26 protein-coding genes and 1 tRNA gene are annotated in these 19,721 nt (G+C 64.6%); 11 read left to right on the top strand and 16 right to left on the bottom strand.

Going from position 1 to position 19,721, the window contains the following annotated elements; genetic code table 11:
- The first annotated feature begins 20 nt into the window (after positions 1 to 20).
- Entirely contained in the window at positions 21 to 782 is a 762-nt protein-coding gene (locus LY254_RS02890; protein WP_247478784.1) for a sigma-70 family RNA polymerase sigma factor, read from the top strand.
- Here the strand turns inward: LY254_RS02890 and LY254_RS02895 are convergent.
- Complete coding sequence (locus tag LY254_RS02895; protein WP_247479713.1) at positions 779 to 1,543, bottom strand: DUF92 domain-containing protein; 765 nt, start codon at positions 1,541 to 1,543, stop codon at positions 779 to 781. The genes LY254_RS02890 and LY254_RS02895 overlap by 4 nt on opposite strands.
- Before the next feature lie 126 nt (positions 1,544 to 1,669).
- Between LY254_RS02895 and LY254_RS02900 the strand changes: the two genes are divergently transcribed.
- Complete coding sequence (locus LY254_RS02900; RefSeq protein ID WP_247478786.1) at positions 1,670 to 2,050, top strand: hypothetical protein; 381 nt, start codon at positions 1,670 to 1,672, stop codon at positions 2,048 to 2,050.
- Positions 2,051 to 2,065: 15 nt separating this feature from the next.
- On the opposite strand, the gene LY254_RS02905 is transcribed toward LY254_RS02900, so the two are convergent.
- Both LY254_RS02905 and LY254_RS02910 read right to left on the bottom strand, forming a co-directional pair.
- A complete protein-coding gene (locus tag LY254_RS02905) occupies positions 2,066 to 2,812 on the bottom strand; it encodes a 16S rRNA (uracil(1498)-N(3))-methyltransferase (protein ID WP_247478789.1) in 747 nt (248 codons plus the stop codon).
- A 3-nt stretch (positions 2,813 to 2,815) separates the two neighbouring features.
- Positions 2,816 to 3,274 carry a DUF3531 family protein gene (locus LY254_RS02910; protein ID WP_247478792.1) on the bottom strand — a complete coding sequence of 153 codons (459 nt, stop codon included), beginning with the start codon at positions 3,272 to 3,274 and terminating at the stop codon, positions 2,816 to 2,818.
- A 69-nt stretch (positions 3,275 to 3,343) separates the two neighbouring features.
- On the opposite strand from LY254_RS02910, the gene LY254_RS02915 reads away from it, so the two are divergent.
- The 3 genes from LY254_RS02915 to LY254_RS02925 all read left to right on the top strand — a co-directional run bounded on the left by LY254_RS02915 (position 3,344) and on the right by LY254_RS02925 (position 5,181).
- Positions 3,344 to 3,988 carry an ABC transporter ATP-binding protein gene (locus LY254_RS02915; protein WP_043706045.1) on the top strand — a complete coding sequence of 215 codons (645 nt, stop codon included), beginning with the start codon at positions 3,344 to 3,346 and terminating at the stop codon, positions 3,986 to 3,988.
- A gap of 37 nt (positions 3,989 to 4,025) precedes the next feature.
- Positions 4,026 to 4,943, top strand: a complete 918-nt coding sequence (gene hslO / locus LY254_RS02920) for an Hsp33 family molecular chaperone HslO (protein ID WP_010317531.1) — start codon at positions 4,026 to 4,028, stop codon at positions 4,941 to 4,943.
- Positions 4,944 to 5,022: 79 nt separating this feature from the next.
- Complete coding sequence (locus LY254_RS02925) at positions 5,023 to 5,181, top strand: hypothetical protein (protein WP_247478793.1); 159 nt, start codon at positions 5,023 to 5,025, stop codon at positions 5,179 to 5,181.
- Here the strand turns inward: LY254_RS02925 and LY254_RS02930 are convergent.
- From LY254_RS02930 to LY254_RS02950, 5 genes are all read right to left on the bottom strand, one after another.
- Positions 5,178 to 5,864 carry a CPP1-like family protein gene (locus LY254_RS02930; RefSeq protein ID WP_247478795.1) on the bottom strand — a complete coding sequence of 229 codons (687 nt, stop codon included), beginning with the start codon at positions 5,862 to 5,864 and terminating at the stop codon, positions 5,178 to 5,180. The genes LY254_RS02925 and LY254_RS02930 overlap by 4 nt on opposite strands.
- Before the next feature lie 37 nt (positions 5,865 to 5,901).
- The gene (locus tag LY254_RS02935; protein WP_247478797.1) at positions 5,902 to 6,126 is read right to left on the bottom strand and encodes a hypothetical protein; all 225 of its coding nucleotides are present in this window, start codon (positions 6,124 to 6,126) and stop codon (positions 5,902 to 5,904) included.
- 78 nt (positions 6,127 to 6,204) lie between these two features.
- Positions 6,205 to 7,848, bottom strand: a complete 1,644-nt coding sequence (locus LY254_RS02940; protein WP_247478799.1) for a peptide chain release factor 3 — start codon at positions 7,846 to 7,848, stop codon at positions 6,205 to 6,207.
- Positions 7,849 to 7,870: 22 nt separating this feature from the next.
- Entirely contained in the window at positions 7,871 to 8,533 is a 663-nt protein-coding gene (locus LY254_RS02945; RefSeq protein WP_247478801.1) for a class I SAM-dependent methyltransferase, read from the bottom strand.
- Positions 8,517 to 10,703, bottom strand: coding sequence for a mechanosensitive ion channel family protein (locus LY254_RS02950; protein WP_247478802.1), 2,187 nt, complete (start codon positions 10,701 to 10,703; stop codon positions 8,517 to 8,519). Before LY254_RS02950 ends, LY254_RS02945 begins: the two co-directional genes overlap by 17 nt.
- Positions 10,704 to 10,884: 181 nt before the next feature.
- Here LY254_RS02950 and nrdJ point away from each other — a divergent pair, with 181 nt between their 5' ends.
- Together nrdJ and LY254_RS02960 are read left to right on the top strand one after the other, a co-directional pair.
- Positions 10,885 to 13,221, top strand: a complete 2,337-nt coding sequence (gene nrdJ, locus LY254_RS02955) for a ribonucleoside-triphosphate reductase, adenosylcobalamin-dependent (RefSeq protein ID WP_247479714.1) — start codon at positions 10,885 to 10,887, stop codon at positions 13,219 to 13,221.
- 106 nt (positions 13,222 to 13,327) lie between these two features.
- Positions 13,328 to 13,525: a hypothetical protein gene (locus tag LY254_RS02960; RefSeq protein ID WP_010317545.1), complete on the top strand. Its 198-nt coding sequence runs from the start codon at positions 13,328 to 13,330 to the stop codon at positions 13,523 to 13,525.
- 5 nt (positions 13,526 to 13,530) lie between these two features.
- Here the strand turns inward: LY254_RS02960 and LY254_RS02965 are convergent, their stop codons facing one another.
- Positions 13,531 to 13,701 carry a hypothetical protein gene (locus LY254_RS02965; RefSeq protein WP_010317547.1) on the bottom strand — a complete coding sequence of 57 codons (171 nt, stop codon included), beginning with the start codon at positions 13,699 to 13,701 and terminating at the stop codon, positions 13,531 to 13,533.
- Positions 13,702 to 13,828: 127 nt separating this feature from the next.
- Here LY254_RS02965 and LY254_RS02970 point away from each other — a divergent pair.
- From LY254_RS02970 to LY254_RS02980, 3 genes are all read left to right on the top strand, one after another.
- A tRNA-Ser gene (locus tag LY254_RS02970) sits at positions 13,829 to 13,913 on the top strand.
- A 225-nt stretch (positions 13,914 to 14,138) separates the two neighbouring features.
- Positions 14,139 to 14,330 carry a hypothetical protein gene (locus LY254_RS02975; RefSeq protein WP_010317549.1) on the top strand — a complete coding sequence of 64 codons (192 nt, stop codon included), beginning with the start codon at positions 14,139 to 14,141 and terminating at the stop codon, positions 14,328 to 14,330.
- A gap of 42 nt (positions 14,331 to 14,372) precedes the next feature.
- On the top strand, positions 14,373 to 14,720 hold the full coding sequence (locus LY254_RS02980) for a hypothetical protein (protein WP_247478804.1): 348 nt from the start codon (positions 14,373 to 14,375) through the stop codon (positions 14,718 to 14,720).
- 139 nt (positions 14,721 to 14,859) lie between these two features.
- On the opposite strand, the gene LY254_RS02985 is transcribed toward LY254_RS02980, so the two are convergent.
- From LY254_RS02985 to LY254_RS03005, 5 genes are all read right to left on the bottom strand, one after another.
- On the bottom strand, positions 14,860 to 15,882 hold the full coding sequence (locus tag LY254_RS02985) for a linear amide C-N hydrolase (RefSeq protein ID WP_247478806.1): 1,023 nt from the start codon (positions 15,880 to 15,882) through the stop codon (positions 14,860 to 14,862).
- Between the two features lie 61 nt (positions 15,883 to 15,943).
- Positions 15,944 to 16,318: a hypothetical protein gene (locus LY254_RS02990; protein ID WP_071777995.1), complete on the bottom strand. Its 375-nt coding sequence runs from the start codon at positions 16,316 to 16,318 to the stop codon at positions 15,944 to 15,946.
- A complete protein-coding gene (locus LY254_RS02995) occupies positions 16,315 to 16,563 on the bottom strand; it encodes a hypothetical protein (protein ID WP_247478808.1) in 249 nt (82 codons plus the stop codon). The genes LY254_RS02990 and LY254_RS02995 overlap by 4 nt, the downstream gene beginning before the upstream one ends.
- A 36-nt stretch (positions 16,564 to 16,599) precedes the next feature.
- Positions 16,600 to 17,196 (bottom strand): DUF4335 domain-containing protein, encoded by a 597-nt coding sequence (locus LY254_RS03000; RefSeq protein WP_247478810.1) that lies wholly within the window; start codon positions 17,194 to 17,196, stop codon positions 16,600 to 16,602.
- A gap of 8 nt (positions 17,197 to 17,204) precedes the next feature.
- Entirely contained in the window at positions 17,205 to 17,741 is a 537-nt protein-coding gene (locus LY254_RS03005; protein ID WP_247478812.1) for a DUF3038 domain-containing protein, read from the bottom strand.
- Positions 17,742 to 17,780: 39 nt separating this feature from the next.
- On the opposite strand from LY254_RS03005, the gene LY254_RS03010 reads away from it, so the two are divergent.
- The gene (locus LY254_RS03010; protein WP_010317566.1) at positions 17,781 to 18,305 is read left to right on the top strand and encodes an adenine phosphoribosyltransferase; all 525 of its coding nucleotides are present in this window, start codon (positions 17,781 to 17,783) and stop codon (positions 18,303 to 18,305) included.
- A gap of 4 nt (positions 18,306 to 18,309) precedes the next feature.
- On the opposite strand, the gene LY254_RS03015 is transcribed toward LY254_RS03010, so the two are convergent.
- Both LY254_RS03015 and LY254_RS03020 read right to left on the bottom strand, forming a co-directional pair.
- Entirely contained in the window at positions 18,310 to 18,522 is a 213-nt protein-coding gene (locus LY254_RS03015) for a DUF2949 domain-containing protein (protein WP_010317567.1), read from the bottom strand.
- Between the two features lie 13 nt (positions 18,523 to 18,535).
- Positions 18,536 to 19,702, bottom strand: coding sequence for an FAD-dependent monooxygenase (locus LY254_RS03020; protein WP_247478814.1), 1,167 nt, complete (start codon positions 19,700 to 19,702; stop codon positions 18,536 to 18,538).
- Positions 19,703 to 19,721: the final 19 nt, after the last annotated feature.

Below are 19,721 nucleotides of genomic sequence, written 5' to 3' on the forward strand. Positions count from 1 at the left end.
GGCAGAGCAAGGCATCCGCTATGGCAGTCCAGGACCAACAGCAATGGCTCTTGAGCCGTTATCTCAAGGACCCCAACCACGCGCACCGCAACGCCGTCGTCGCCGCCAACCTGCCCCTGGTCTGGAAGGTGGCCCGGCGGGAAAGCGAACGCAGCGGCCACAGCTTTGAAGACCTGGCCCAAGAGGGCGCACGCGGTCTGATCAAGGCGGTCGAGCGCTTTGATCCAAGCCTGGGCAACACCCTGAGTACGGCCGCCGTTCCCTGGATTCGCGGCGCCATGCGTCACTACCTCAGGGACCGCTGCCGCGTCTTCAGCGGCGCCCGCAGCGTGATCGAGCTGCTGCAGCGGGGAGCAGCACTGCAGCGCCGGCGCGGGCAGCAGGGACTCAGCCCGATGAACGACAGCGCCCTGGCCCGGGCCCTCGGCTGCTCCCAGCAGCGCTGGCAGGAAGCCCAGGCTCTACAAACCTGCCTGCGGGTGGCGAGCCTGGATCATCCCGGCGGCGGGTCAGACCCCGAGACCCCCCTGGTGGAGCAACTCAGCGATCAACAGGCACCAGGCCAGTACGGCTGGCTCGAGCGCTGCGAACTGCGCCGTCAGCTCTGGAGGGGACTGAAAACCCTGCAGGCCAGTCAACGGCGACTGGTGCTAGCCCGGGTACTGCAGCAGCGGACCTGGCAGGACCTGGGTGCCATGGCAGGGATTAGTGCCCGTGCCGCCCAGCGGCGCTACCAGCAGGCCTGCGGCATCGTCCGTCAGCAACTGGTGGGCGCGAGCTAGGCCAGGGCGAAGCGCAGCGCCAGCCCCATGGCCAGCAGGGCCGCAATCAGGGTCTGCAGGGCATTGACCAGCTCATTGCTCAGCCAGGGGAAGCGGTCCTGGACCGTGGCGCCGATCAGGCTCTCCATCAAGGTCGCCGCCAGCCCCACCAGGGCCACCAACAACCAGGTCGGCCCGCCCTGAATCAACCCCAACTGGAGCATCACCAGGGCCATCAAGGCGCTGCCCGCCGCACTGGCGGCGGTGCCCTCCAGGCTGATGGCTCCCTCGGTGCCGGGGGGAACGGGCTGGAAGTTCGTGATCGAAACGGTGTGGCGTCCCCAACGCTTGCCGATCTCACTGCCGCAGGTGTCGCCCAACTTGGCGGCAAAGCTCGCGGCAAAGCCGATCTTGAGCAGGATCACCGGCGCCATCGGCCAGACGCTGAGCACCGCCAACGCGGCCCCAGTCGCTGCCGATCCCCAGACGTTCTCAGGCCCGCGCCGGCCGCCACGCCCCTCGGCCAAGCCCTGCTCCTGCTTACGCCGGTAGCCCAGACGGGTCACCAGCGAGCCGAGGGCTAGGTAAAGCGCCACGGCCAACCAACCGGGCCAGTCCAGGCTGCCGAGGAGCAGGGTGCCGAGGATCCCCGCGTGGACCCAGCCGGAGCGCGTCAACAGGGGAAGCCGCTGGGCGGCGGCAATCAGCACACCATTAATCACCAGGGCGGCCAGCCAGTGCTGCAAGCGCTCTGGGCTGAGCAAGATCTGCAGATCGAGCATCCCTGGAATCAGCGACTGGCTCCAGAAGAACACAGCAGCTGGAACTTCTGTTGCACTGCCCTACGGCCGCTGTTCAGAAGCACCGGCAGCAGCGGATAATCCTGCAAACGGTCTATTACCGGCGCCATGGTGTTCAACCGCAAAGGCAGCTTCTTCCTCAACCTCGATGAGAAGGCAGCTGAACAGTCGGTGACTGTGGCCCCCATTGCCGAGAAGCCCAAGGCCAAGGCTCCTGTCGAGGCCAAGGCTGCCGTTGCACTCAAAGCAAGCGCCGCCGCTGCACCTGCTGAAACCGCACCTGCAGCGACCGGTTCGGTGCAAACCACCGCTGAAGCGATCGCCGCTGAATTAGCCGCGGAGCAAGCCGCTCTTCCCGCCAAGACCGACGCCACCTTCGCCCCCGAGTGTGTGACCGCCGGCGGCGCCCTGCCGATGCGTCGCCGCCGCGGTGGCGCCAACCTCGCCGGCTTCCGCAGCATGGCCAGCGGCATGTTTGGCAAGAAGTAAGGCTGAGGGTCTGAGCTAGCTGCCGCAGCGCGCAACGCGGGCACTACTCAGGCTGCTCAAGCCACTCACGCAGGCCGTCGAGCTGCGCAGGATGCGAGGGCCCAGATCAACGGGCTTCCATCCGGCCGCCTCGGCGGCCTGTTCTTCGCTGGGGGACCAGCCACCCTCAGGGCCGCAGGCCAGCCAAAGGCTGGAGAGACGCTCCAAGGGCTGATCGGCCAACACAGAAGCCAACAGCGGCAGCTCTTGCTGACGGGTGGTCGCCCAAAACCCTGGAACCGCTGAATCCCTCAGGCCCAGGAGCTGATGGACGTCCATCGGCTCCTCAATCCGCGGCGACCAGAGCCGTTCACATTGCTCAGCCGCTTCAGCGGCAATGCTGCGCCAGCGCTCCAGCCGCAGGCTGCCCTGGACGACCGTTCGCTCACAGAGAAGCGGGATGAAGCGATCCACCCCCAGCTCGACGGCCATACGCAACACCACCTCAAAGTCGCGCTTGACCACCGCAGCGGCCAAGACCAGCTGGGGAGCCGGTGCAGGCTGCTGCTCCAAGGGCGCCTCCAGGCTCTGCTCCAGCTCGGCGCAGGCGGACTGCCGAAGCACGGCCGTCCAGAGCGCGCCCTGACCGTTGACCACGGCGAAGCGATCACCGGCACTGAACCGCAGCACGCGGGTGAGATAGCGCTCCTCCTCACGGGTCAACGCGATCTGCGAAGCCAGGCGCTCCGGTGCAATCAACAGCCGACGCAGCTCCCGGGCCATGGACTACGCGTCCGGGGCTCCGACGGGGAACAGGCTTTCGGGATGGTCCTCCACGGGCCAATCCTCATTGGCCCCACCGACAAGCAGCTCCTCGATCTGCACCACATCGGAATCGATCTGGCGCAGGGTGTTGATCAGGACATCGAGGGCAAAGCCGTCACTGGTGCCCAGATCCAACCAGCAGCGAGCCCAGGAGCCCTGGTACTCGATTTCACCCATGTTGTGCATCAGTGCAGGCATGGCCCGCTCCGCCGTCTCGGCGTCGTAGCCCATCCAGCTGACCTCAGCGCCCTCCTCGTGGACCTGAAGGTTCTCGGCGTTGAACCCACCCAACTTGCCCAGGAAGAACCAACTGTCCAAGGTGGTCTCGATATAGCCCCGCTCCCCCTGGCCCGGGGGATTGCTGAAGCGCAACCACAGCCAGCAATTGAAGGGGTCAAATTCTCGAAAACGAATCTCCATTGCAGCGCGATGCAGCAGGGCTTGCTCCCATCAAACATGCTGGGGGCACCTGACGGCCATCGGCCAGCGATGCTTGAGCTCGACGCGCTCCGCTACCACGCCGCAACGGCTCCGGAGCCTGTCCTGCGGGGGGCCAGCATGGGCCTGGAGCCCGGGCGGATTGCGCTGGTGGCCGGCCGCAGTGGCTCCGGCAAGTCCACCCTGCTGGAGTTGATCTGCGGACTGGCCGATCCAAGCCACGGGGAGATCCGCTGGCACGGCAAAGCCCTGAATGCCCGCCAGCGCCGTTGGCTCTGCGGCCTGGTCTTTCAGTTCCCCGAACGCCATTTCCTCGGACTCACCGTCGGCCAAGAACTGCGACTGGGGCAACGGCGCCTGCCAAGCGAGAAGGCGGAGGCGGTGCTGCAGCAGGTCGGCCTTAGCGGCCTGTCCTTCCAACAGGCCCCCGAGGAACTCAGCGGCGGACAGCAGCGGCGCCTGGCCATGGCGGTCCAGCTGCTGCGGGACCCCAAGGTGCTGTTGATGGATGAACCCACCGCAGGACTGGATTGGTCCGTGCGCTCGGAAATCATTGAGCTGATCGATCAGCTCAGCCGCGAGCGCATCGTGCTGATCGTCACCCATGAGCCTGAACTGTTCGAGCCCCTGACGGAACCAGGACAGCGCTGGAACCTGATCGATGGGCAACTCCAGCCCGCGCTCATCCCCTGCTGAGGCCGCTGAATACAGTGCCCCGAGCAAGGGGCAGGGCATGTCGGATCGGTTGGTGCGCGCAACGGCTGCAGGCGGAGGGATCCGCCTGGTGGCTGTCAGCACCAGCACCACGGTTCGCTACGCCCGCCGCCGCCACAACCTCTCGTTTTTGACGACCGCCCTGCTGGGTCGGGCGATGACCGCCGGCCTGCTGCTGGCCAGCTCCATGAAGGTCGCCCACGGGCGAGTCAACCTGCGGATCTCCTCCGATGGCCCGCTCAAGGGACTGATGGTGGATGCCGGCCGCGACGGAACCGTGCGCGGCTACGTCGGCACCCCCGAGCTCGAACTCGACCTGCTGGACAGCGCCGATGGCGCCCACAGCTTCGACTTCAGACAGGCCACCGGCACCGGGTACCTCCACGTGGTTCGGGACCTGGGCGAGGGGGAGCCGTTCAGCTCAACGGTCGAGCTGGTCAGCGGCGGCATCGGCGATGACGTGGCCTCCTACCTGCTGCACTCCGAGCAGACCCCCTCGGCGGTCTTCGTGGGCGAGCGCATCGACAGCAGCGGCTTAAGGCATGCCGGCGGGGTGTTGGTGCAAGTGCTGCCCAAGGCCGCGCGGGAGCCAGCCCTGGTGGCGCTCTTGGAGGAGCGTTGCCGCGAGATTGAGCACTTCAGCGACCGCCTGGCCGCCTGCGAAGGCAACCTCGAGGCCCTGCTCCAGGACATCTTTCCGGACCTTGATCCCCAGCTGCTGGAGGACGCCGAAGCCAGCCAGGACATCACCTTCCACTGCCCCTGCAGCCGCAAGCGCAGCGTCAACGCCCTCAAACTGCTGGGGCGCGATGAGCTCTCCCAGATGCTCAGCGAAGACGGCAAGGCCGAACTCACCTGCCATTTCTGCAATGAGGTCTATGACATCAAGGCCGCCGAGCTGCAGGAGCTGATCGACGAGCTTTCGCCTGCCGCCTAACGGCTGAAAAAGTGTCCTGGAGTGATCACCATCGGGCCCCAGCCGGAGCTGTAACGGGGAAGCGCTGCAGGCCCTGGTGATGACCTGGTTTCCCCACTGCCTGAACTGCAGTCACTTTGCGCTGAACAGCTCCAACCAGAGCGGCTGTTGCCGCTTCTGGGCCATCACGATCCCCTGGGGAGCAGCCCGGACCCTGCGTTGCCATAGCTGGAACCAGGCCGGCAGCAAGCAGCTCTAGGCGATCAGCAGGGCGCCCAGTAGCAGCAGCAGCAGGGCCGGCAGGCTCTGGACCTGGTGGGCATCGAGCGGAAGGCCCAGGGGCAAGCTCGGATCCAGCACTTGAAGCAGTAAGGCACCGATGCCCAGACCCAGGCTCAGCAGCAGGATGCTGAAGCCGACGGCCTGCAGCAGGCGCCGACTGCGCCGCTGCAGCAGCACAACGCTGAACAACGTGGAAAGGGCCAGCACCAGCTCGGCCGAGGAGGCCGGCGCGAGCAGCAGCAACAGGGTCAGCAGGGCGAAGCCACCAACGGGCAGCCAACGCTGCTGACCCTCCGCCAACTCCAGCGCAGGCAGCGAAGGCTTCGGCAGGGACGGCTTGGGCAGGGCCGCAAGTTTCGGCAGGGATGGCAGAGATGGCCGCGCGGGTGATGCCGAGGGAGGTGCCTTGGCCTCGCGGGCCGAAGCGTTGAGGGCTGCGGTGCTGACCTTGCCCTGCTGCCGCTCTTTCAGGCGATCCATCAGCACGGCGTCGTAGGCCGCCTCGATCTGGGCGCGGGCCTGGGGGTTCTCACCCACCTCATCGAGCCTGGCCTGCTTGGCGGCCTGCACCGCCTCAAATCCCGCACCGGTCTCGATGCCCAGGCGCTCGTAGGGACTGGGCTGGGAACCGGTCGAGGAGGAATCAGGACCCTGGTTCATGCCACCGCGCGCCGCAGGATTGCATTCCTGAGCGTAGTCAGAACAGGGGCTCGCTGGACTGGAACCCTTGCTGGCGCAGCAGCAGGATGCGCTGGCGTGCCGCCTCATCGAGCTCAAGCCAGCAGCGACGTTTCAGCAGGGGCATCTGCGGCGGCAGGTGACTTCCTTCTCTCATCTCAATGCCCATGCCGCCACGGACGAAATTGACGTAATCGTTGCCCCCATCGGTCCTGGGGCGAACCAGCCAAAGAGAACCAGGCATCAGCCAATCAGCCTGTGATATTTCGTTGCAGCCGATTCTGGCGCTCCCGCACAAGCAAACGCGAGCCCTGCAGAGGGGCTACAGCGCAATGGGCTCCACACCGCTCACCACGGGCGCGACGGCGCTGAGTTCCAGGTCCGGGTGATCCTCCGCCAATTGGTTGAGGTTCCAGTCGTTCTTGAACAGCAGCACTGGACGATCCCAGGCATCGCGGACGGTTTTGCAGTTGAAGATCCGCCCGACCTTCTCCAGCTCGGCCCAGCCGCCCACGACCCAGCGGGCCACCGAGAAACCCAGTGGCTCGAGGCGGGTCTGCACGCCGTACTCGTTCTCCAGGCGGTACTGCACCACCTCCAGCTGGAGTTGACCCACCGCCGCCAGGATCGGATCACGCTTGCTCTGGTCCGTGTCGTAGAGGATCTGCACGGCACCCTCCTCCCGCAGCTCGTTGACCCCCTTGCGGAAGCTCTTGAAGGCCGAGGGGTTGGGGTTGCGCAGCCAGGCAAAGATCTCCGGGCTGAAGCAGGGAATCCCCTCGTATTCGACCTTGGAGCCGAGGTACAGGGTGTCGCCAATGGCGAACATCCCCGGGTTGTTCAGACCAATGACGTCACCGGGGTAGGCGTCCTCCACCACAGCCCGGTCCTGTCCAAACAGTTTTTGGGGACGGGACAAACGGATGGCCTTGCCGGTGCGGGCGTGCTGCACCGTCATGTCCTTCTCAAACTTGCCGCTGCAGACCCGCACAAAAGCGACCCGGTCGCGGTGGCGGGGGTCCATGTTGGCCTGCAATTTGAAGACGAAACCGCTGAACCCGGGGCGCACCGGTTCAATCTCACCGGCGCTGCTGGAGCGGGGGGTGGGTTTTTGGGCCAGCTCCAGGAAGGCATCCAGGAAGGGACGCACCCCGAAGTTGGTCATGGCCGAGCCAAAGAAGACAGGGCTGAGCTCGCCGGCATGGACCAACTCCAAATCCAGTTCGTTGCCAGCGGCCTCCAGCAGCTCCAGTTCCTCCAGGGCCGCATCGAGCAGCTCGTCTTCCACCGCGCCAGTGCCGCGGGCCTCATCGACGCTGAGGACCTTTTCTTCTGAGGCCCGGCCCCGCTCGGCCCGCTGAAACAGGATCACCTCCTTGCTGCGGCGATCGATCACGCCCCGGAAGCGGTCGCCACTGCCAATCGGCCAATTCACTGGCCAACAGGCCAGGCCGAGATCCTGCTCGATCTCATCCAGCAGCTCCAGAGGCTCACGGCCCGGGCGATCCATCTTGTTGATGAAGGTGAAGATCGGGATGCGACGCATCCGGCAGACCTCAAACAACTTGCGGGTCTGGGGCTCGAGGCCCTTGGCCGCGTCCTCCAACATCACCGCGTTGTCTGCAGCGGCCAGGGTCCGGTAGGTGTCCTCCGAGAAGTCCTGGTGGCCGGGGGTATCCAGCAGGTTGATCGTGCTGCCGCTGTAGTCGAACTGCAGCACGGTTGAGGTGATCGAGATTCCCCGCTGTTTCTCCAGCTCCATCCAGTCGGAGGTGACCTTGCGCTGCTCCCCCTTGGCCTTCACGGCACCGGCCTGTTGAATCGCACCCCCGTAAAGGAGCAACTTCTCGGTCAGGGTGGTCTTACCCGCGTCGGGGTGGGAAATAATCGCGAAGTTGCGGCGGCGAGAGACGGCCTCCGCCAGGGCCTCGAGCTCGGGGGTGGTGCTCACGCTGCTGCTGGTCATGGCGCCAGCCTGACAGGTGAGCTCACGGCAGTTCCCCCCAGATCTCGAGGTAACGGTCGTCCACCTCCGCCACCTGCAGCTGGTCCAGGCCGCAGCGGTGCAGTTGCTGCTCCACCTCAGCGGCGGTGAAGGCCGCATGCAGGGACGCCAGGTAGTCGTGCTGCAGCACCGCCGGGGCATCGGCGAGGTAGCGCTGACGCAACTGCTCTGCGGCCTCCGGACTGGGGGGGCGCCGCAGATCCTTGACATAGACCCGTGCACCCGGGGCAGCGGCCTGGGCAATGGCCTGCCAGAGCACCAGCGGGTCGTGCAGATGATGGAGCAGGCTGTTGCTGACCAAGCCACTGCAGCCCTTGGGCAGGGCCAGCGAAGGCAGACAGAGACAAACAAACGAGAGCCGCTTGGCGAGACCCGGCTCCTTCTCCAGACTCTGCTGCGCGAGCTGGAGCATCGCCGGAGCCCCATCCAGACCGATCACCTCCGCCGCGGCATCGGCTCGGGCCAGGCGGAAGCTGATGTTGCCCGGACCGCAGCCCAGATCCAGAACGCGCGGGCCCAGGCCGCTTGGGAACAACGCCTGGATCCGTTCGATCAGGGCCTGATCCCCAGCACTGAAATCCGCAGCGGCATAGGCGGATGCCTGCTCGGGGGCATCCATCAATTCCGGTTCAGGGGTGCGCTGCATCGGAAGGGTTGAGCATCAGGGTTTGGGTCGGGAAGGGGATCTCAATCCCCTCGGCCGCCAGGGTTTCGATAATCCTGCGGTTCAGCTCATGAAGGCTGTCCTCGAAAGCATCGTGCTCGCTGTGGAGGGAGCTGAACTCCAGAACGTGGTCGTAGCTGAAGGCGGCAATGCGCTCCAGCCGGCAGGCCAGGAAGCGCAGTTCAGAATCCACCTCGACAGCCTTCTGCATTAACGCCGGAACCCGTTGGAGTTGCTCAGGCGTCGTGCCGTAGGCAATCCCCAGGGCAATCTCCGATAACTGAGCCCGCTCGATCAGTTCCTCCAGCTGGAGAAGCAGGTGATCCCGCAGGCGCAGGTAGGCGGGCCAGCCATGCAGCTCGACCATGGCCACCACCACCAGGGCCTGGGCCGCACCATCTGCACTGCGCTCCAGGGTGACCAAGGGGTGATGCAGGTCCTGGCGCGCCTCAAGGGAGCGACGGGTTTGATGCAGGACCTCCTCGAGTTGATACGGAGAGAAAGCCCCATCGAGATCCAACCGCAGCTCCAGCGATTGCATCGGCCGGCGATCCGGCCGATGACTCCTCCTGGAGTAGTTGACGATGGTCGCCTCATCGGCGATGGAGTTCGGAATCGTGACCCGGCTCTCGAGGGTTTGCAGCTCAAGCGAGCGCAGACCGATCTTGGTGATGTAGCCAAGGCTGTCGCCAACCCGGCAGAACTCACCGACCCGCAGGGGCCGGTCGGTCTGAATCGAAAGACCAGCAAACAGGTTGCCCAGCAACTTGGAAGCGCCCAAACCAATCGCCAGACCGGGAACGGCCGAAAAGGCCAACACCGTGCTGGCCGGCAAGCCCAGCAGGATCAACAGTCGATAGAAGATGGCTACCGCGATTAAGCCACCGAGTGCCCGGCAGAGGGGCATCAAGAAACTGGAGACCCGCTGCAGCCGCCACTCCGAGCCGGAGCCGCGCACCCGGGTCAAGAATTCCGAGCCGGTTCGTCCGAGCGCCTCAAAGAACAAAAAGACCACCAATCCCGCGGTGACAAACCAGATCACATAGAAGGCATAGGTGACAACAACGAGCGGTAATCCCGTGAAGTTGACCTCATCATCAATTAGATATTCAGCCAGGCGCGTCAACGGCAGCACCGGCAGAATGAAGAAGAATCGGCGCCAAGCAATTCCGTCTTGAACCCAGGGCCCTGGCTTTGCGGGGAGGGAATCACCCAGGGGACGATCGCGATAACTATCGACCAGAAGGCGTATTAACCAGCCTGCGACCAGGAGATAAATGCTGATGACAGCGATGGCACAAACGACCTGAAAGAGCGTTTGGTCAAGAACAGGGATTTCAAAAACGGAGCGCCAAGACCTGGGGAAACGGAGATACCAATCCGGTGGCACCAAGTAACCGGGAGTCAGAATAAAGTCGTGATAAAAATGAGGTGTCGCAAACGGCTGCTGAATCGGGGGATAGTCCCTGATCTCCTCGTACATCGCGTGGATTTGTCTCACCGTGTCGGCGGAAAAGACGTAGAGGTTGTTCTCAGGATCGCCAACAAGATCTGAGGTCAAGGTGATCGCGGTCCCTGGGATGCGCCAGGCATCCACCGGCTTGGTCCGCTGATCGTTCAGCGCCTTCATTCCTGCGGAGTCCGGAATGGAGATGGGTTCAACGCTGTGGGTGAAGACGTAATCCAGAACATGCTTCAGCTGGATGGCGGCCTCATCCGCCATCCCGCCCCGCACGCTTTGGGGGAAGACGGAGGCATCCAGAGCCCGCACCGCCAGATCAAACAGCAGGTTGGTGTCATCGATCTGCTCCTGCCGGTCCTCCCCATCGCGGCGTGCCTCCACCAGAGCGCTGTAGCGACCAAGGCGGTCGGCGCGGTCCCCCACCTCGGCCATGACCGCATAGAAATTGAGCAGGGTCGCCCTCGGACTGCTGCCCACGACCTGACCGAGCACCACATCAGACCAGGAGCCGGCATCTCGGACCAGCTCCCCATAAAAGGGTTGCTGCTCAATCGGAATCAGCCGGGCGTTGGGCTCAAACAGCAGCGCCCGGGTCCTACCGGTGACGGCCTGGGCCGGCAACCAGGACTGGAGCACCACAAGCACCCCGATCACCAGGGTCATCCACCAGGGGGAGCGGCGGCAGCGCATCAGGCCAATGGGGACTGGAATCTGCAATCTGGCGAAAATTCCAGATTTGCCACATCCCTGTCCCACAAAGGCCACAGAACGGCACAGAGGGGGATGCACCGCCACTGGTGGCAACGGCTGCTTGCAGACCCCACCAGTGGCGTTAGGGTGCCGGCACGCTTAGAGATCGACGCCCGTGACCGTGTCAGTTCCTGGAGCCAGTGCGGCAAGCAGCACCAGCGCCCTGAACAGCCCCAGACCTGACTTTCCGGCCACTGCGCCGGCGGCCAACCCCGTCTTCTACCGGACCTACAGCCGCAAAACACCGAGCGGCCGCGAGAGCTGGAACGAAGTAGCCGAGCGCAACCTCTCTGGCCTCCGCAAACTCGGCAACCTCAATGATCAGGAAGTCGCCCTGCTGCGCCGGATGCAGCAGGAGCAAAAAGCTCTGCCTTCCGGACGCTGGCTGTGGATCGGCGGTACTCCCTGGATTGAACAGGAGAACAACTTCTCCGGTTCCTACAACTGCACCTCCACCAACCTGGTGGATTGGGAAGCCTTCGGTCTGATGATGGACCTGGCGATGATGGGCTGCGGCACCGGCGCCATCATTGAGCCCCACCTGATTGATCGCCTCCCCGCCGTCCGCAACACCATCAAGGTGACGGGCGTCAGCGACATCGGTGTCACACCGGCCGGCCAGCGCCAAGACAACACGACCCACCAGATCAACGGTCAGACCGTTCAGGTCAAGGTTGGCGACACCCGACGCGGTTGGGTCGACAGTTATCAGCTCCTGCTCGAGCTCTGCAGCGACGAGCGCTTCGACGCCAACACCCCGATCGAAGTCAGCGTTGACCTCTCCGACGTGCGGCCCGTCGGCGAAACCCTGAAGGGCTTCGGCGGCATGGCCAACCCCGTCAAGCTCAAGGACCTCTACGGCCGCGTTGCCCAAATCCTGAACAAGGCCCAGGGCCGTCGACTCACCTCGGTCGAGTGCTGCCTGCTGATTGACGAGGCCGCGGTCACCATCGTCGCGGGCAACATCCGCCGCAGCGCCGGCATGCGCCAGTTCAGCGCTGATGACAGCGCCGCCTCAAACGCCAAGGACAACCTCTGGCAGCAGGACAGCGATGGCAACTGGCGCATCGACCCCGAGCGCGATGCCCTGCGCATGGCGAACCACACCCGGGTCTTCCACACCAGGCCGGACCGCCAGACCGTTCTTGAGGCGGTGACCAAGCAGTTCCACTCCGGCGAAGGTGCGATTCAGTTCGCCCCTGAGGCCATCGCCCGCTCCAACGCCGACCTGCTCTCCACCCCTGAGCTGCGCAAGGAGTTCATCGACGTCTACTGCGATCAAGGCCGGGAAGAGGCCGCCCGCTGGCTGACCACCAACCACCCCGAGATCAGCACCGAAGAGCTCGAGCATCGCCTGGGGCGCTACGGCCTGAACCCCTGCGGCGAGATCCTGGGCGCCGACTTCCACTGCAACCTCGCTGAGATTCACCTCAACCGGATCGACCCCGACGATTTGGTGGCCCAGGAGGAGGCCTTCACCGCCGGCGGCCTGGCCGTGGCCTGCCTGCTCAACCACCGCTTTGAGGTGGAGCGCTACCGCCAAAGCCGCGCCTGGGATCCGATCGTTGGCGTGAGCTTCACCGGCCTGTTCGACTTCTTCGTGCATGCCTTCGGCACCCCCTGGCTGACCTGGTGGGAAGCCGGTCGCCCGGACAGCGAGGAAGGCCGGGCCTTCAAGGCCAAGGAAGCGGAGTACCTCAGCCGTTGGAAACAGATCGTCAACAAGGCGGTTTGGGACTACTGCGATCGCCACGGCCTGCGCCGTCCCAACCGCTGCACCACGGTCCAGCCCGCCGGCACCAAGAGCCTGCTCACCGGTGCCTCCCCCGGCTGGCACCCCCCCAAGGCCCAGCGCTTCATCCGCCGGATCACCTTCCGCAAGAACGACCCGGTCGCCCTGGCCTGCATGGACTACGGCTACTCAATCGTCCCGTCCCAGTCCGACAAGGACGAAGAGGGTCGCCTGCTCGATGACGCCTTCGATCCCCGCTGCACCGAATGGCTGGTGGAAATCCCCACCGAGGTGAGCTGGGCGAACATCCCCGGCGCCGATGCCGTCGAGATCAACAACTTCTCGGCCATGGCCCAGTTCGACTTCTACATGCAGGTGCAGCAGCACTACACCGCCCACAACACCTCAGCGACGGTGGAGTTCCGCGAGAACGAGATCGAACCGCTGACCGATGCGATCCACAGCGCGATCGACAACGGCCAGGGCTACATCTCAGCCGCGCTGCTGGCCCGCTTCGACGCCAACGCCACCTTCCCGCGTCTTCCCTTTGAGCCGATCAACCAGGACACCTACGAAGAACTCCAGGCCGCCGTGGTCAGCCGCCGCAGCACCAACGACTTCTTCGAAGCCCTGCAGCGCTACGACGGTGGCGAACTGATGGAGGCCGGTCCCGCGGGCTGCGACTCCGATAAGTGCCTGCTGCCGCTGGCCAAACCTGAGAACTAGGCGCTCACCTGCGCCCAGAGCCGCCTCCTGCTGGGGGGCGGCTTTTTTGTGGCAGCCACAGCAAGCCACTGCGCTACTTAACATTCGTTCACACAGTTTGATCCGCGTGACAGCCCCCACTTCTCTGTCCCTGGAATCCAACTTCGAACTCGAGCGGATCAAGCGCTCGATCGATGCGATGGACGACCTCGAGCTGCTCAAGCACCTCGCCAAGCAGATGGCCGAGATGATGCACGCCCAAAAACACGTCACCAAACAATTGCTGAACCCCAGGCAGCGCCAAAGCTTCGGCTTCGAGGCCTGAGCCCCTCAGCCAGGAGTCGCAGCCGACAACAGATCCAGGGCGACGGCGACCTGCTCAAGCAACTCGCAGCAACGCTCGTACTGGTGATCCGGGCTGAGACTGACCGGCAGGGTCTCAATCATGTCGGCCAGCTCACGGGTGCGCACGGCCAGCAGGTTGGTGGACAGAACGGCCATGGATCAGACGACCTCTCGGTCGCCGCGCTCTAAACCAACCATGCCAATCCGTCTCGGCTATCTCATTCCTGAGATCAGCGAGTTGGGCGGGGCCATGGAACAATGAGAGGGACCCAAGGTCGTCCCTGGAGGGGTGGTCGAGTGGTTGATGGCTCTGGTCTTGAAAACCAGCGAAGTGAAAGCTTCCGTGGGTTCGAATCCCACCCCCTCCGCTTTTCCAACCAGCCTGAAAGACTCGCTCTTCCTGGCTGCCAAACGAGAGAAAACTCGCATATTGCCGCCGTCACCAGGCCGTGCAAGTGAGATCAGACAATCTCAAGATTTCAGTCACGGGGGCCAACAGAGGCCAAGGCCGTGACAACCGCCGAAACCGCAACATCGGGCACACTTCTGAGCGGCCAGGCTCGCTTCGATGGTGTTCCAGCGAACACTCTCCCGTGCGCTACGAACCTGGCACCAGCGAATGCCGCGTCCTGATCAACAGCAAGGATCAGATCGAAACCATGCTCTTGACCTTGAGCAAGTTGGAGAACACCGAGGCCATTCGCGAGCAACTGCGCTCGGTCCACGCCCAACTGGAGGCGCTGCACGATCAGGTGCGTGAACAGCGCAGTTCCGTTCCTGCCTGAGCATTGCTCTAATCGAGGTAGACCTTCACCTCGGCCGCTGCCATGGCAGCTGTTCCCTGCGCCAGCCGACTGCTGATCCTGCTGACCTTGCTCAGTGGGATCGGTGGAGCCAGCGCGGCCCAGGAGCTTGGCCTCATCCCGCAGCAGCCCATCGAGCAGGCCGACAGCAGCCTGCAGCGCAATGGCTGGACACCGCTTCATGGACTCACGCCAGAACCGATGGACCGGCAGCTCGCTGGCAACCGGCTCAAAAGCCTGAGTGCCTGCTCAGGGACTGGCCAGGGCTTTTGCCGCTACGACTACCAACGCGGAGCCGAAACCCTAGCGGTCATCACTGTTCCCGGTCCGACGGCCCAAGGAGTGGTGCTGCAATGGTTTCAGGGGCGATGATGCCCCAGCGAGCGGATAGCACCTGTGTTTGAAAACGACAAGCGTCCAGCCTGGCTGAATTGGTTGTTCCTGGGGATCTTCCTGTACTCCAGCTGGCAGCTAGCTGGCTTCTGGTTCCAGCAACTGCACGGCGGTTGAGTCAGGACCGGTTGAGACGTTCGGAGACATCACCCGTGAGTTCGGGGGACTGCACGTCGAGGCGGCGCATGGCTCCGCCGCTGCCGAAGTTCAAACGCTTGAGTTCCACCCAGATCGGATAGGGGTTTCGGGCCAACTGGAAGGCGTAACTACCTTCATCGAGGTTGGCGATGACCGTCCAGAGCGTCACCCAGCTGTCCTCCGCCTGGCCGCCGGAGTAGTCCTCAGCCCCCGCCGGAACAGCGACGTTTTTCATCACGCCGTAGAGATTGGCCTCCGCCTCCGCGGCGGAGCTGGCCTTCGGCAGGGTGCTCAGAAAGGTCGAAGCCCGCACAAAGCGGGAAGCGGGATCGACATCACCAGGCAAGGGAAGGTCCCCGCCGAACGGGCGGTAACGCTTGAGATTGTTCAACTGCCAGGCCAGCGGCGGCTCATTGGTCATCACCCGGGTCTGGTTGCCCTGATGGACCACCATTCGCCCAGCGGTGAACTCCACCACAGCCGAACGCCCGCTGCGGTCAGCCAAGGAGAGATGCAGACCCCAATCGCGATCAAGAATGCGGTCCGAGACGACCTGAACCTGGGCTAACCCCGCGATCGCCTCCTCGACGGTGGCGAACTGATCCAGCACGAATTCCGCCATCCGCAGGTTGGAGATGACGGGCTTGCCGCTGCTTGGCGAGCCGTAATCGCTACCCGAGAGGTAGAGGAGATTGACGTTGAGCCCCCGTTCATTCAGGCCATCGGCAAGCACCGTGCCGACACTCATCACCCCGACGCTGCCGTGCTTCACCCGCCAGCGCTTGGCGTTGGCCACCGAAGCGCTGACCAATCCACCAGCCTCCAGACCACGGGGCCTCAGCACCAGAGCCGCCTGGTCGTCGAGGTAGAGATCCATCGTCCGCCCCACAACCACGGCCTGAGCGTTGCTGTTGGAGAGCACACGGCTACAGGACTGCGCGGCCTGCGGACTCAGGGCCCCCAGCAGCAGCAGAGCCAAGGGCCAAACACGGGAGGTCTTCATCGGGGCCAACCGATCGGAGCGGTCTCCACAGGATGAAGAGAACGGAGCCGGAGAACAACGCCTAACGGCGTTTAGGCGGAGCCACCACCGCCCGCACGAAGCGCACCAGTCCACCCAGCAAACACAACAGAGCCAGCAGAGCCAACCCGCCCAACAGCAGCACCCCCAGCAGTTGAAGCACCCCCATCAACAACTGAGAGAGGCCGCCAATCAGATGGGCCAGGGCCGTGCTCACGAGCAGCAGGCTGTCGAGATCAATCAGCTGCGGCAACTGGAGCAACAGCACCAGCAGGCCGACCCCGCCGGCCATCATCAAGAGCGCCTCCAGGATTAGCCGCGGACGGCGCTTGCCCTTGCGTTTGCGGAACACCGGACGCTGACGCTCTGCAGCGCCCGCTCGGCTTGCCACCACTCGCAAACGCCGTTGCCGTGTCATGACTCCAACTGGTGTCCAGCCCCGCGCATCCAGCGCTCAAATTCGATCAAGACCAACTCATTGGGGCAATCCACCAGGCTCAGGTCGCCCACCGTGCAATCCCCCTGGCCGCCGTGATGCAAAGAGATGTGGAAGTCAGGACCACTGAGACCACACACTTCCGGATCGCTGCGAACCACCACATCCAGGCTGGCGCCCAGCCGGGTGACACGACGACGCAATTCCGACCAGCTCAATGCGCTCATCGCAGTACTGCAAGTGTGGGGTGATTCAAATGGACGTCAACCGCCCTTGGCCGGCGGTGCCAGCTCGGGGGCAGTCTGCGGGGCGGGCTTCGGCGTCGGCAGCATGGCGATCAGGGCGGCGCTGATCGCGAAAGCCGCAACACCGGCCAGCGGAGCCGCAATGCGCCGCAGTAGGGGTTGGCGGTGGCGCAGCTCCTTGCGAGCCAGGGGCACCAAGGGGGGGGCTTCAAACGGAAGCGCCAAACGGGCATCCAAACGGAGCTGATCGAGGCAGCGCACCAGGTCCGCGAGCTCGGCGTCATCCAACCGCAGGGTCAAGGGCGGCGTGTTGGGCTGGCTGCTGCGCAACTCCAGCTGGTGGCAGCCATCGCCTGGAGCAATCGCCACTGGGGCGTCTGCTTCCCCGAAGGCCTTGGGGACGCCACTGAGGAGATGGCGGGCGTAGGGAATCACAGCCGTGAGCAACGCCTGCAGGTGCTCGCGCTTGCCCTCCAGTTCGGTCTGGCCCGCCAGGCCCATCGTGAAGCCGGTGAGGATGCCAATGGTGCTGGAGTCCTGGCCAGCGGAGAGATCCGGCAAGCCCTCAACGATCAGGCGGCAGCTGGTCTGTTCGTAGCGCGTGGTGAGTTTCATCTCAGTGATCAAACAGCCGCATCAAGAAGGCTCGCCCGCAGGCGCTCAAAACCGCCCTCCCCAGCGCAGAGCGCCATGGATTGCACCAATTCACGGCTCAAGGCAGGACCCTCCTGGGGATCGAGCAGGCGCTGGACCCCGCCCCGCCTTGGGTTCAGGCGCTCCAGCACCAGCTCCCTCAGGCGGGAGCGAAAGAGATCCCAACGCTGGGCATTCAGATCCGGCGGCTCAGCGGAGGAGAGCAGGGTCCGCAGCATCGGGTAGAGCCGCTCTGAGAGGGCGGTGAGGATGCGAATCAAGGCATCCGTCTCCTCGGGCTTCAGCGAGGCCCGGCGGGTGTTGCGTCGCAGTGGATTGGTGCAGCGGCGTTTCCAGAGCTCAACGCGGTTGGGGAAGAGGTCCGTGAAACCCATCTCCTCACTCAGCCAGACCATCGCCTCACCGCCATTGAGATCCAGCGCCTCGGCGCAGAGGAGCATCAAATCGAGGCGCTCAATGCCGCGGCGGGACAACGGGGTTTGCACGCTCGCAGGGGCTTGGGCCATGGCTGCGATACTGCCAGCACTGGCGCTGATTCGTCGACCATGGGCAGCATCAATCTGCGTCAACTGGTCCGAGAGATTCCCGACTTTCCCCAGCCCGGGATCCTCTTTCGCGACATCATCCCGCTGATGCGCCAGCCGGACGCCTGGCAGGAAGTCATGCGCCAGCTCGGTGAGGTCTGCGACCGGCTTCAGCCCGATTTGATTGTTGGCATCGAATCCCGCGGCTTCATCGTCGGCACCGCCCTGGCCACCGCCAAGACCATTGGCTTCAGCCCGGTTCGCAAACCCGGCAAGTTGCCCGGTCAGGTCATCGGCGTCGACTACAGCCTCGAGTACGGCACGGACCGCCTCGAGATCGTCCCCGATGGCTTTGAGAACAACCCCCGGGTGCTGATCGTTGATGACCTGCTGGCCACCGGCGGCACTGCAGCGGCCTGCGCTGAACTGGTTCAACAGGTGGGCGGTCAGTTGGTGGGTTTCTCCTTTGTGGTGGAACTGGCCGACCTCGGCGGTCAACGCAAGCTCCCCTCAGGAGTGCCCGTGGATTCCCTGATCGTCTACTGAGGAGCTACAGATGCAGGTCCTGCCACTGCAGGACCTGATCGAGCTGCTCCAGGCTGATCAAGCCAAAGCGCCAGAGCACCACCGGCAGGGGAGCCTGCTCCAGTTGCGACTGCTTCAGCCCCAGCCCCAGGGCGTTCTCGCTTAAGCCCAGGCTGTTGCGCAGAAAGCGCAGCAGCTCCGGATGGGGGGCGGGTTGTGGCGAGGTGCAGATCACCATGCCGCCATCCTGATCAGGTCCGCCAGAGGCGGCAAGGTCCTTCGCTCATCGCCCGCAGGCTGAGCTGACGCATCCAGCCCAAGCGGCCGAGGGCCAGAAGCGCCAGACGGCGCACGGGCAGCAGCGGAGCAAACCGATTGGAGAACAGGCGCACCAGGGCATCGGTGGCGAACAGCACCAGGGCGATGTCGAGGACGCGGGAACGCCCGTAGGCCCCAGGAAGGGCGCTCGGCCGCAGACGGCCCGTGGCGCAGCGGCGGGCCAAGCGATGGAGCTGATCGACATCGCGCCAGCAGAGGTTCAGGCCCTGTCCGCCGACCGGGTGGCAGCGATGGGCCACCTCACCGATGGCAACCGTGCCGCGGTGGGCCAAGGGCCAGGCCAGCTCCAGAGCAACGGGGAAGGCCCGGGGTTGATCCAGCAGCACCTCGGCCTGCAGCTCCTCCGGCAGGGCGCCGCTCAGGGCATCGAGGAAGGCAACCGCATCGAGCTGCTCCAGCTGGCGCAGACGCGAAAGCGGCGCACTCCAAACCAGCTGGAACGCGTCTCCGCCCAAGGGAAGAACCGCAAAGGGCCCCTCCGGGCGAAACAGCTCCCAGGCCTGATCTGGGGCGGAGCCGCGCAGACACACCTGCACCGTCAGACAGCCCTGTCGATAGGGCAGGGCCCATTGGCCAATGCCAGCAGCCTGGCGGGTAGGGGAGCGATGGCCATCGGCCGCCACCACCAAATCCACCCCCAGGGGAGAGGGCACCGGAGTCAGCCCGAGGCGCGAGTGGATCGACGTCTGGTGCTGCACCGCCTCCAGCAGCACTCCCATCAAATCTTGGTGCTGCAGGATCCAGCCGACGGGCTGATCGCCCCCAAGCCAAGGGAGATCAGCTGCTGTGAAGGGAACCTGCAGGTGCGTGGCCCGATCACAGAGTTCCAGGCGGCGAAAGGGCGCCAGGGCCGGCAGCAAGGCATCCCAGAGTCCAAGCCGTTGCAACAAGCTCTGGCTGGAATGGGTCAGGGCGTAGGCCCGATTCCGTTCCCGCAGTGCCGCAGCTGTGAGGGGATCGCAGAGCTCCACCTGCCAGCCCGCATCCGCCAGGGCCAAGGCGCTCAGCGTCCCGGTCGGGCCGGCGCCATTCACCCGAGCGCGCAGGGTTTGAGGCGATGTGGTGCTGCGCTGGGGCACGGAAGAAACGGCACAAAAA

The organism is Synechococcus sp. NB0720_010, assembly GCF_023078835.1.
GTDB lineage: Bacteria > Cyanobacteriota > Cyanobacteriia > PCC-6307 > Cyanobiaceae > Vulcanococcus.